This window comes from Pseudoalteromonas sp. CO109Y, assembly GCF_004208935.1.
Classification (GTDB): Bacteria; Pseudomonadota; Gammaproteobacteria; order Enterobacterales; family Alteromonadaceae; genus Pseudoalteromonas; species Pseudoalteromonas shioyasakiensis.
Window position 1 is genome coordinate 20,223 of the sequence record NZ_SGPD01000039.1, and the last position, 12,989, is coordinate 33,211.

Annotated in this window: 8 protein-coding genes; 3 read left to right on the forward strand and 5 right to left on the reverse strand. The window is 42.5% G+C overall.

What is annotated here, in order from left to right; translation table 11 throughout:
* Window positions 1–59: 59 nt before the first annotated feature.
* Window positions 60–1,007 carry a RimK family alpha-L-glutamate ligase gene (locus EXT43_RS16205; protein ID WP_062564751.1) on the reverse strand — a complete coding sequence of 316 codons (948 nt, stop codon included), beginning with the start codon at window positions 1,005–1,007 and terminating at the stop codon, window positions 60–62.
* A gap of 195 nt (window positions 1,008–1,202) precedes the next feature.
* On the opposite strand from EXT43_RS16205, the gene EXT43_RS16210 reads away from it, so the two are divergent.
* A complete protein-coding gene (locus EXT43_RS16210) occupies window positions 1,203–1,739 on the forward strand; it encodes a hypothetical protein (RefSeq protein ID WP_130167432.1) in 537 nt (178 codons plus the stop codon).
* Between the two features lie 293 nt (window positions 1,740–2,032).
* Here EXT43_RS16210 and EXT43_RS16215 read toward each other — a convergent pair whose 3' ends face one another.
* From EXT43_RS16215 to EXT43_RS16230, 4 genes are read right to left on the reverse strand one after another with little or no spacing between them, the layout of a single operon-like run.
* A complete protein-coding gene (locus EXT43_RS16215) occupies window positions 2,033–3,223 on the reverse strand; it encodes an ectonucleotide pyrophosphatase/phosphodiesterase (protein WP_130167433.1) in 1,191 nt (396 codons plus the stop codon).
* Between the two features lie 12 nt (window positions 3,224–3,235).
* The gene (locus EXT43_RS16220) at window positions 3,236–4,993 is read right to left on the reverse strand and encodes a hypothetical protein (RefSeq protein WP_130167434.1); all 1,758 of its coding nucleotides are present in this window, start codon (window positions 4,991–4,993) and stop codon (window positions 3,236–3,238) included.
* Window positions 4,994–5,010: 17 nt separating this feature from the next.
* Entirely contained in the window at window positions 5,011–7,326 is a 2,316-nt protein-coding gene (locus EXT43_RS16225; RefSeq protein WP_130167435.1) for a carboxypeptidase-like regulatory domain-containing protein, read from the reverse strand.
* A gap of 10 nt (window positions 7,327–7,336) precedes the next feature.
* Entirely contained in the window at window positions 7,337–8,749 is a 1,413-nt protein-coding gene (locus EXT43_RS16230) for a glycerophosphodiester phosphodiesterase family protein (RefSeq protein ID WP_240701522.1), read from the reverse strand.
* Between the two features lie 218 nt (window positions 8,750–8,967).
* On the opposite strand from EXT43_RS16230, the gene dgt reads away from it, so the two are divergent.
* A complete protein-coding gene (gene dgt / locus EXT43_RS16235; protein ID WP_054563229.1) occupies window positions 8,968–10,425 on the forward strand; it encodes a dGTPase in 1,458 nt (485 codons plus the stop codon).
* Window positions 10,426–10,534: 109 nt separating this feature from the next.
* Window positions 10,535–12,940, forward strand: a complete 2,406-nt coding sequence (locus EXT43_RS16240; protein ID WP_130167436.1) for a hypothetical protein — start codon at window positions 10,535–10,537, stop codon at window positions 12,938–12,940.
* Window positions 12,941–12,989: the final 49 nt, after the last annotated feature.

The following is a 12,989-nucleotide window of genomic DNA, read 5'->3' on the forward strand; positions in this document are numbered from 1 at the left end:
ATTTATTTACTATACAGATGACACAAAAAAGGCGTGTTATAACCACGCCTTTTGAAAGTTTAAACGGCCTCTAAACAAGGCTCTTCGACAACTTTTGGCTTATCAAAAATACCTAAACGAATGCGAATGAAGTGCAAAATCTCTTTGGCTACATCAATACCCAACGCACCTTCTAAGCCTTCAAAACCAGGGCTTGAGTTTGCTTCACAAATTTTAAAGTGCTGCTCATCAAACAATAAATCAATGCCAGCCACATCAAGGTTAAGTACGTTCGCAGTTTGGGTTGCAAGCCATTCGATTTCTGGCGTAATAGGAAATGACTTACCTGTACCACCAGCACTGACATTCGCTTTAAAATTTTTACCCTGTGAGTTACGTTCCATACACGCAACAGCACGGCCACCGATAGTAAGTACTCGCAAATCACGACCATGACTCGACTTAACAAACTGCTGTAAAATGATGTTTGCTTGTGGGTTTGCCGCTTCAATCAGCTGCATTAAGTCATCAAACTCTTCTTTTGATTTTGATAAGAACACGCCACTGCCCTGCGAGCCCGATAACGTTTTAATAACCACAGGAAAGCCAATTTGCTTTTCAACCAAATCAATATTCACCGGAAACTTAACCAACATGGTATTCGGCGTAGGTAAATTACATTCAGCAAGAATTTGCTGTGCAAACAGTTTGTCTTTCACTGTTTCGATTGATTGCGAGCTATTGACACAATAAACACCTAAACGCTCAAGATGGCGGATAATCGCCAGCGCAAAATAGGTTGTACTTGCACCCATACGAGGAATAACAAAGTCCGGTAATTCAACAGATTGACCATCAATTAAGATACTTTTACCGTCTTCACGAGTAATAGTTAGATCAAATTGATCTGGCGAGTAAACTTGTAAATCTATGCCCTCTTCTTTGGCTGCAGCAAGTAAACGTTCAACTTCATAGGTTTCTTGCTTTAACAAGCCTTGGCTATCTTTATAAATGATCCACCCGCGCATGGTAGGTACCTCTAGTCTTGGAGTTTCGGTGACAAAAAAACGCGGATTATGCTCAGCATTCAGAGCCGAGTAAAACAAATTAATTTTATCGACACGATAATAAAAACCACTACTTAGTGATTAACTATTGACCGAGTTGTTAACTTGAGGTAAAAACTAACAATGAGTTAACATAAAACCCCGTAAGAGAAACATGTGAACAGGACGCTTGCATTAATCTTCATTCTGCCACTTACAGCATTTGCACTGAATGAATGGCACATTCAAAGTGATGGTTTTAAAACAAAACCAAGCACACAGCAGTTTGTTGCCTCTTACAAAGCAGAAGCCGACCAAATAGCCCCACAGCCCATTGTGAACTTAACTGCGCCGCTTAATCAGCTATCTAATCACGCGCACGATTACCTATACAAACAAGGCCGTTTGCCTGACCAATTAGCAAACACCGCATTCAGCGAATTTGATTTAGACACCCTAAAAACCCTACAACCTGGCGATCACTTTATTTTAGTCATCGACGAATACCTCAGTTACACCGTCGAAATTAGTAACATCATCGAAGCCAGCAATGGCGATAGAAGTGTATTTGGCAAGGTCAATGATCATGCTAAAGCAGGCCATCAAGCCGTGATGACCCTCACAGAAAACACCCTACAAGGCCAATTTGATGCCGGTAAGCAAAGCTACAAGTTTCAAAGCCATGGTGAGTACGGGTGGGTAACGAAGTTGTAGGTAACGAGCTACGAGTTGCTAGTTTCAAGGGGAAAGGGGAAAGTTAGCGAGTTTCGAGATACGAGGAACGAGATGCGAGATACGAGTAACGAGATACGAGGAACGAGTTTCGAGTCTGTAGCAGCGATTTTACATCGCGTCCTAGAGCCTATTACCTAGCGCCCAGCTCCTAGAGCCTAGCGCCTACTACCTAGCGCCTAATACCCAGCTCCTAGCGCCTTTCCCCTTTCTAACTTTACTCTTTCCCCTAGCAACTTTCCCCTAAAGCCTTTCCCCTCACCAACTCACACCTACTACTCAATCGCGGGCCATAAACTTTCACCGTTGCTGTCGATTGGGCTTAAAATCTCAAGGCCTAGAATTTTGGCGATCAGCGGGTACACATCTAAATTACTTACTTCGTCTAAACGTATGCCTTGTTTAAAGGCGGGGCCGGTGGCGATAAAGGTTGCAGCCATATCTTCGCTATAGGCGTAACCATGAGTGCCTAAATAACCGGCCATTTTGCTGTCGGTAAACACCCGAGGCGCGTCGGTTTGTAAAATAATATCGCCAACGCGCGGGCCTTTATCATAGTGATAATCACGCTTTTGCTGCTCGCTTAGCACGATATAGCGACCATCAGCGGCTTGAGCAAGCTTTTTACTGAATCCATTAATATCTGCTTTGCTATCTGGTTTTGCATAATATAAAACCCGAGGGCCGGTGTTTTGCACTATGAAGTTGTTGTCTTGCGGCAAGCTATCAATTTTAATACTAAGGCTTGGATCTACAGACGCCATACCGTGATCAGACACAATCACTAAGTTAATGTTTTCATCAAGCGCTCTTAAACGGTTCGATAAATCAGCCATTAAACCATCAAGCTTTTGCACTGCGTCATAAGTTTCTTTAGCATCAGGGCCAAACTCGTGCCCCATGCTATCGACCAACGAAAAATAACTTATCACTAAACGTGGGCGCTGTGCTTTTGGCAAGCTCAACCACTGAATAATTTGATCAACACGCTTTTGGTAATCACTGTGTTTTGAATAATGATAAAAGTAATCAGGCAGCATGCCGTTAAAGCGCGCATCTGATTCAGGCCAAAAATAGGTGGCGGCTTTTAAGCCTTGCATTTGTGCAAGGTTCCAAAGCGGAATGCCATTTACCCAAGTGCTGTCGTCTTTCCCTTTACCCATTTTGTAGCAATCGTTACGCTCAGTATCACAAAAGCGGTTCTCGACAATGCCATGATTAACAGGCAATAAGCCGGTTATAATCGACAAATGATTCGGAAAGGTTTTGGTCGGGTAAACAGGGCGCATTTTGTTTGCTCTCACGCCCTGTTCACTGATTGCTTTTAAGTGCTTTGCATGGTGTTTTTCAATGTAATCCCAGCGAAATCCATCTATCGAAATAAGTACCACAGATTGCTCTTGGTCCGCTTTTACAAGAGAGCTGAACGCTAATAAACCCGCTAAAACTAATTGCCAAATACGCATGCGAAACCCTTTTTAGTTCAATTTGTTAATTTGCTCAGAAACTTTACCAAACTGTTTTGAAAATTTTGTGATCATGCTTTCGAGCTTTTTCACACTACGCTTTAAACGTGAGCCGTTTATTTGGCTATAAATAAAGCCCCAAACGCCTGTAACCACACTTAACACAATAAACACAGCAACGGGTAGGCCATCTAAGTGTTCAACCACTTGCGGGTTATTATTGAGTAAATCAATGCCAGCATCTGGTACAAGTGTATTAACTAGTGGGTAAAAATCTTGGGCATCAAAGTACCACGCTAGCCCTACTGACGTAAGACCAAGCAATACCATACGGTTAAAGCCATGTACCATGCCAAAATTTCTGACAGAAGAGTTGTTGTACTTAATGTCTTTACTCACATTAACCGCATACTCACGGTAATACTCAGAGTAACGCTTAGTATCAACACTGCTGTAGGCGTAATACACCCAATCACCAATATCAACAGAGCCCAGTAAATCTTCACCCGCTTTAAAAATAAATGGCTCACCCGATGCGGTTTCGAGCATGATTTCACCTTTTAAAGTGGTGCTACGATTACGATAAACCTCAACGCGCTCTTTTACATCGCTACCAACATACATGCCACCTCGATAGGTGGTTGTGGTTTCTGTGGTGGTCACGGTTTGGCGGGTTTCATTGGCATGTGCGCTTTGCTCTTTTTCTAATACTTTGCCAAGCACTGCACGGTGATGAATAGTGCCTTTTTCGTTACGTGCCCAAACATTTTTATGCACATAATCGTTTTCATAAGCAAGGCTATACTCATCCATAATGGCATGCTCAAGATCAGCAATACTGGTTGGTTTTGTTATGCTTGGCTCTAACGCTTTTTGAATGCTAATGGCTTGCTCATCATCTTTTGCAAGTGACTGTTCTTTTTCAGCAATCGCTTCAACGTGTTGCTTAGCGCCACAGCAATAACAATGTGCAGCATCTTGGCTAATACGCTGCTGGCACGAAATACAAATAACATCTGACTTACTTGGCGTTCTTGCCAGCATGTTATAACCCAATTGATTTAGGGTGGTCGATAGCATCACATCTGTTGCCGCTAAAATCGCATCATACTTTGCTTCTTGTTTGGCTTTGGCTTTTTTATGGTAGTTGTGCTCTGCCATAAACACCCCAATTGCCACAGGCAACGACGCAAGTAGCGCAGGCAAAAACTCAAGCTTTGCAGCAAACAACATGATTAAGAATGTAATAACACTTAGCACCAGCCACAATATCGTTCCGCCAGTGTAGTTTCGGCTAATGGTTTTGTCCCAGCTGCGATATTGTTGATCGGCAAAATGCACAATCACAACTGGCATAAAGCGGTCATTTTTAACTACCCGCCTAGCATTGCCATCAGCAATTCGATAATTAAGCGTTAACGGTGTTTCCTGAAAAGCAGTGATCACATTCCCTTTTTGTAAGTTCGCAATCACATCTTTTTCTGCATCAACACTAAACTCATGAATAATGCCGTCTTTGTCTTCTACTTCTAGCCACCAATAACCATATAGCATGTTGTCTTTATTGGTTTTATAGCGGCGCTTATAGTAATACATTGATTTCACAACGCCTGTGATCGTACTCGCTTGTGGCGCATAGTTTTTTACATCAACCAGCAAGTCAGGGCTGAGTTCTTCAACCGTGTGCATTTGTCTTTTTTGCTCAAGAGCTTCTCCACAATCACAACAGTGAAGATCGGTGGCATACACCGTATTTTGGCAATGTTGCATTTTCATTCCTTGCTTAATTAATTGCTTAAATCAATGGTTAATGTTTGTTCGCCAGCATCTACTTGGTGCCAACGTCGATACGTTTTATACCCAGGCGCCGACACTTGAATATCATAAGCGCCAGTTTTTAATGTCATGCCGGGGCGATATTTAGGGCCGATATTCATAATGCGAATAGTGGCATTTGCCGGATTTGTGATAACGGTAAGTTTAGTTTTTTGCTCAACCAGATATTGTCTACGCTGTTGCTGCTCAGCACTTAAGTTGGCATCGCCGTGGCGCAAAATATCAACCTTGGCTAAAGCATGGCTCAGCGGGCTAAAGCTCTCGTAAATATGCAATTTTTCTTCAAACTTTAAACCAAGCGGATGCAGTAAAGGCTGGGCATGCAAAGTCCAACGAATCGCATAACTAAACACCGGATTGCTCGACTCATCGACCTTGTCTAAAAAGTAGTTAACAGGGCTTTGGTCGTCTTCGGTAAAGGTGTTATGCACAAACATTACTGGCACTATCAAAATCAGCGCAGGCATAATCAGCTTTTGCAAAACAGATACAGCAGTGGTTGGTTGCTTTTCTTGCTTAGGTTTAATCAATTGCCACAGTTTTAACGGCAGCTTGCTAAAGGTTAAGCAAATCAAAAACAGTGACAACGACATCGAGATAGGCGGAATAATCACCGAACGCAATGCTTGTTTACCGTACTCGGCATACTCGCCACCATCAGCAAATTTACCTTCTGAGCTATTAAGCATAGCTAGGTATTTGTCGGTGCGTTTTGCAATGTTTGGATCAAGCACCTTGTCTTTAAAGTTCTTTTTATTCCAATCGGCGCGAATGTTTTTTACGTATAAATCGCCCATTCTATCGGCAATTTTTGCTTGAATTTGCGGGTGTAGCTGAAACGCAACCCAGCTTAAGTTTGGCTTTAAACTCATGCCGCGTTTGCGCATTTCGCTTTGCCATTGTGCATTAGCTTCACTTGTAACCTTATTGGCTACAGCATTAGCAAATGCTTGGCGTTGATTCACATTCCAGTTACTTTCAAGCTGTAACCCTTTGCTGGCAAAATGTCCTCTAAGCTTCTTTTGTGTTGTTTCGTGAGCACGAAACGCCATTAAGTTTTCAATCGTAAATGGGTAGCCCGTTTCACTCACAAACATCTTATGAAAATTTGGATGTTGTAAAAAACGCAGCTGGTAATGATCTGGGTCATCGGTGTATTTGTAGCGCTTGTCTTTAAAGCCGCCATCGCCACCGGTTGCTAAACTAGCAGCTTGTAGTGCGGTATAAACACCACCAGTAAGCACCCCCATTAAAATCGTGCCTGCGGCATTTTCAGCAACCGAAACATCTTCTTCAATAAGCCAGTAATCAGGCTCTATGTAGCCAATACCGGCTTTTAAAATATTGCTTCGGTAGTCTGCTGCTTCGCGTTCATAACAACGATTTCGGCGGTCTTTTTCACTGCTTTTATCATAACGCTCACGGCATTTTGCAATGCTGTGGTGGTAATCATAAATCTTCGGGCCATACTTTTGTGCGCGTGCTGACGCTTTTGCTATATGGGCTTTTTGTGCTTGTTGGTATTTGCTCCAGCCGCTATTGATCTCTTGTTCAACTTGCTGCCAATAACCTTGCTCGCGCTCACCGATACTTGCCAAAGTGCTGTTGTACTTTTTACTGCCATCAGCATAGGCTTTGTATTTAACCACCAGCTCATCATATAACTGGCTGTAGTTTTTATAATGTTTATCAAAATCTTGATACGCTTTTTTCTGTACAAACGCAGCAATAATCTTACGCTTATCTTGCTCTAGGTTGTCTGAAAGGGCGGCATCGCTATACAGTAAGCCACCAAACAGCGCCAAAAAGGTCAGGTTTTCTGAGCTATGTAATTGCTCAGGGTTGTAATCAAGGTCGTTCACTTTAATCGAGTTAATCGCCAGCGCGTCTCTAAGTGCAGCACTGTAGGTAGCAAACTGGCGCTGCTCTGCGGTTGAAGGCTCAATTAAGGTTTTTTCAATGGCATATTTTTGGCCAAAAAACACCACCGGCCAAACTAAACACAATAAAGCGATAAACGAGATAATGCCACGGCCTACTTTGGCAACCATAGCTTTTGGTAAAAAGTCAGCTAACAGCAGTGCAACACCCACCCCAGAAACAGCTCGGCCATAAATTTCAAGGTGTTCAAGATCTTCTGCCGAAGGGGTACCTAAACCGACTAAAGAGACTAACTGGGCATTAAAAATTGCCTCGGGTAATAAATATAAAGTAGCTAAAACAAGTAGCAAACAGCGCCACCAAAACGGCTTTATTAAATCAGTCATAATTTTATTCTTATTGTTTTTTACGCAGTTCTAGTTCAACAGCAGGATCTGTTTCTAGGCTAAAATCTTCATCGGCTTGGCGAGTCCCAATTTCTAAATTAGGTGCTGAAGGAGTCGATGTTACTTTTGGAATATAAGTTTTTTCTTGAGTTGATTTAAGCGTGCCGCCCACCGCAGGGTAAAGCTGATTCCCTTTATAAGCATACAGCTCATCAAGGCGCTCTAAATCAAGGTCAGCAGGCATGCTGGCAATCAACTTAGCGTCTGCTTCATCGCTAAAATACGGCTGCATTTTTGGTAATTCAAACACAGAACAAAAGCCATAAACGGTATCGTCCATAATTACTGAGTCAGGGCGAAGAGAACGCGACTGCGCTAATAGGCTACGCTCATGATAGTCGTGGCCGTTAATAGAATAAGTGGCAATCATAATACCGCGCGCTTTAGCAACCGGCTTTAAGCGTGCTGCACTTTGCTTGTAATGACGAATATCAAGCACATAACCAAAGTTACGTTTTAGCTGTTTTGCTAATTTATCGAGCTTAACTGGGCTGTCGTAACGTTTTTCACGATGATAGCGATTACCAAGAGCTTGTAAGCTCTCAAGCTCTTCTTTGTTGCGCTCGTAAATTGGGTCGCTACCAGCGCCACGTTTTAGGTCACTTGCTAACTTATTCATTGAGGCTTTTGCCGGCGACTGAATAAATGCCAAGTAAATATCTGGGTTAATGTCGCGCATACGGGTCAGGTTGCGCATTTCTAAACTGCTAAAAAAGTAGTTACCACCGCCAACAAACTCATACGCTAAATAATCAAGCATTTTTAAATCGTTAACTGAAGCCTTTGATTTTATCTCAATATTCAATTTTTGATGAGGCTTACGATAGCGCGCAAATGTGGCAGCAAGCTCTCTAAATGAAGGTGGCATATCATCGGTAAGTAACCCGGTATCTTGGTTACGATGACGTAAATAGCCCCACTCTTTTTTATAGCTCATCGACTCAATTTTGCGGCGCTTATTGTCAACTGTGCCTGTTTCGCGACCTGTACGGGCATCATGATGTACAACCCACACATCGTCACGGGTAATTCGCACATCAATCTCAACAACGTCAAAATTGTTGTCGATGGCATCAATTACCGCGTTAAGCGAGTTTTCTGCATAACGAATTGAGCCACGGTGGCTCTGCAAATTAAAGTTACTGCATTGCCTAGCAGAGGCGTAGTTGATATTACCAAGTTGGCTTTCATAAAACCCTCGTGCATACAGTGCACCCTGCTTGGCCTTAATGGCATTTTTTTCGGCCACCGTTAAGGTGCTTTCAGCGCTTGGCTCTGGGGTGCTCTTACAAGCCGTTAAACCAATACAACACAGAAGAATACTGGCTAGTAGCCATGGTTTTTGAGACAAAGTTTGCATCATTGCTATACAGCCAAAAGGCTTTCCTTTCTAATACAAGATAATGAAGAAGTGCGTAAAACTGAATAATATATGAATAAAGGCCACGATTTAAAGTAATAACTTTAATAAAAATGAATATTTTAATTTAAGATACAAGCTGTTAGATTTAATTTAATAAATGGCAAAAAGTTGCTAACAAAACGCAAAAGCCCGATTTTACCGCTTTGTGGGAATATAAAATGATCGATTTTGGTAAAAAAATAACGCCTGCGCGCGAAATGCGCTCTACCAATAATTTACACACTGCGCTTGAAAGTGATCGGGGCCGCATTATTAACAGTGCTGCAATTCGCCGTTTGCAACAAAAAACCCAAGTTTTTCCACTCGAACGTAATGCTGCAGTGCGCTCAAGGCTTACCCACTCGCTTGAAGTACAACAAGTGGGCCGGTTTATTGTGCAAACCATTTTTAATAAGCTCAGTGATGCAAAACAAAAAGAATATGGCTTAGCTGGGCTTGAGCGCCCGCTAGAAAGCCTAGTAGAAATGGCGTGCCTAATGCACGACATAGGCAACCCGCCGTTTGGTCACTTTGGCGAAGCAGCCATCAACCAATGGTTTGATAAACACTTAGACGCACTGACTCCTGAGCGCTGTAAAGGCATTGGTATTAGTGTGATCTTTAAACACCTTGCCCAAGACATAAAAAGTTTTGAAGGTAATGCCCAAGGTATTCGCATAATTCATTCATTACTTTCTCTAAACTTAACCTACAGCCAAAGTGCCGGAATTTTAAAATATACACGCCCGGCCAGCATGGCGAAAATAGACAGCCCGCAAGATAAAAACTACTTGATGAAAAAAGTGGGTTACTACTTCAGCGAAAAGCCGTTTATTGAAGCGCTGCAAACTGAACTCGAAATTGAGCAATACTGCCGCCATCCAGCCAGCTACATTATGGAGGCCGCCGACGATATATCGTATTGTTTGGCCGATATAGAAGATGCGGTAGAAAAAGGTATTATTAGTGTTGAGTCGCTTTGCGAAAAGCTAAAAGAGCAATACACCCGCACACTCACAAACCTAACCATAGACGATACCAAACACAGCGACTTTGCCGAAAAAGCCATTGATTATGCGTTAAGTAAAGCGCAAGAGCAGCCGTACAATTTTAACAGCGAATTTTTTATCTACCTGCGCGTGACCTTGCTACACCCATTAGTAAGCTACGCAGCAGAGCGGTTTATTAATAATATTGAAGCCATTTACCACGGTGATTTTAATCAGGCTTTATTAGAAGATCGCAGTCACTTGCACGCCGTCACGCTCACCTTAAAACAAGTGGCATTAAAGCATGTATTTTGCCACAAAGAAGTAGAGCGATTAGAGCTACAGGGTTACCGTATAATTAGCGGTTTACTTGACTGCTATAAACCTTTACTAGCCCTTGATGCTGATGCTTTTAAACGCGTGTTAAAAGGCGACCAAAACTATTTAATTGAAACTCGTCTGGTTAAAAAACTATCTAATAAACATTTAAATAGCTACCAAAAAGCCATTGATGCCCTAAAAGCCGAACCGGATCATTTTGCCGCTTACGAGTTCTATTATCGCTGCCGCTTAATTCAAGATTACATAAGCGGAATGACTGACCAATTTGCTTACGACGAATACCGTGCGCTCATGGTAATTGATTAACCACTACGAATACGCTTAATTTGTTAACCAAATGTGGATAAATTACTCGTCTCAGCTTAGAATTAATTAACTGTTAGGTCATCGACTAAACCTTACTGGTCCGGAACTTATGCCAATTATAAAAACAACTTTTCTCTTATTACTCCTAAGCTTAAGCTTTACGAGTAAAGCGCAGTACAACGAAGCCATGTGTATTTTGTTAAAACAGCAAATGCATGAATACCGCTTTAACACCAGCAATAAAAACTATCGCTCAGCTGCCAGAAACTATGAGAAAAACTGCAAAAATCCAACGCCAGTAAACAATGCAGCTGCTTTCGAAAAACTAGAACAACAAACGAAAGAAACAGCCCCAGTTAATTCAACTGCAGCGGCTAACCCTAGGGTGCACTCAGGCGCTATTCAAGCAGAACCTGAAGAAACTACGGCACCTATTTCAGAGCAAACCGTTGAACCTATCGAACAGCAAATGCCAGCAATTGAGCCTGAAGTTCAAGAACCAGAGCCTGTCGAACAAACAAGTGCCTCTGCAGAACAAACCGAAATACCAGCAAAAGTTGACCGTATTACGATTTCTGATGCTCCTGAAGAACCTGTAGTAGAATCAACTACTAGACCTGCTATTCAAAATCAAGCCACTGAAGTGAAAACCCAAAGTGCTGAGACTGCAACTGCTGAAAAACCAGCTGAACCTGAAGTAAAAGCAGAACCGGCACCGAAGCCTGCGCCAACACCTGCACCTATGCCAGAACCTATTCCTGCAAACAGCGATAGCTCTTCAAGCTCATTATTAATGCCAAGCTTAATTGTGTTGTTGGTATTACTTGTTGCAGGTTTAGTGATTGTGCGTATTCGTCAAAGCAAAAAAGCAGACGCCGATTCAGAACTTGAACAAAGCTTAATGCAAGCTAAAGCCCTTAAAGCAGCTGCAGAAGCACAAGCAGCAGCTGAAAAAGAAGCTGAAGAACTCAAAGAAGCAACAGCCGCAGTGCTGGCCGAAGAACAAGAGCACCCTCATGAAGACAGCTACCCGCTTGCCAACGATACATTTACAGCAACCGAAACAGATAATAATGACGAGCTTTCTGAGCTTATGCACTTTAGTGCTCAGCGTGATAAAGAAGAACAAGAGTCTGAAACTTCACCTGAACAACCACCAGCAGAAGACTTTGCTGATGCCCATCAATTTGAAGATCTTGAACTTGGTTACGACGAGAAAAATACAAACGACGCTGATGACGACTTTTTGGATGAGCAGCGCGGCCTAGAACAAGAGCTAAAATTAGCAAACCTTGATTCAACGTATAGCATCAACGAGGAAGCTGAGCCGCAAGCTGATGACGTTCAGCAAGACGAGCCTGAAACACAGCCGGAATCAGAAGAACCGAGTTATACTGCTTCGTCATCATTTGGCTTTGACGAGTACACAACCAAAGAGCCTATTGAAGACGAGCCTCTTACAACTGAGCCATTTGCAGATACTGATAACAATGAACCAGAGAAGCCAGAATTAGAAGAGCCAAGCTTTACGAGTTCGTCATCGTTTGGCTTTGATGAATACGCAACTAAAGAGCCTATTGCCGACGATGAACCAGTGTTAGCCGAGATAGAAGAACTCGAAAAGCCGGAAATCGATGAGCTTGAGAAACCAGAAATTGAAGAGCCAAGCTTTACAAGTTCGTCATCGTTTGGCTTTGATGAATACTCAACTAAAGAACCGATTACCGACGATGAACCAGTGTTAGCCGAGATAGAAGAACTCGAAAAGCCGGAAATCGATGAGTTTGAGAAACCAGAAATCGAAGAGCCAAGCTTTACTGCATCTTCTTCTTTCGGTTTTGATGAGTATTCAACTAAAGAACCGATTGCCGACGATGAGCCAGTATTAGCTGAGATAGAAGAACTCGAAAAGCCGGAAATCGATGAGTTTGAGAAACCAGAATTTGAAGAGCCAAGCTTTACTGCATCTTCATCTTTCGGTTTTGATGAGTATTCTACAAAAGAGCCGATTACCGACGAAGAACCGTCTAAAGATGAAGTGCCTGAATATGACTTATCGTCATTGATGGGTGATGATTTATCGTTTGCAGATCATTTTAATGAAGATGAGCACACAGTCACTGCGCCAAACCCAGCAGAAGAACACGACGACATTAACGATGATGATTTAGCTAAAGCCTTACAAGCGTTAGAACAAGAACTACAAGATGAACCAGCTTCCGTTAACGTAGAAGAGCCGTCACAGCCAGCGGTAGAAACTGTTGATTTGTCTGACGAACTGAGAAACGACGATAAGCTTGAAGAAACGCCTGAAGAAAAAAGTGAAGAAGCCGACAAAGAGCCAGAGCAACAAGATGATAAGCCGTATAATCCATTTGCTAACCTATCGCTAGATCCAACCTGGGACCCAAATTCAGACGAAAAGCCTGTGATAGAAAGCAAAACCAAACAGCCAAAATCACAGGCCTTAATTGACGCAGAAGAGCGCGCCAAACAATTTAAAACGGATGAGTGATTAAGTTACAAGAAACGAGTTTCGAGGTGAAAGGTGCGAGGTGCGAGAT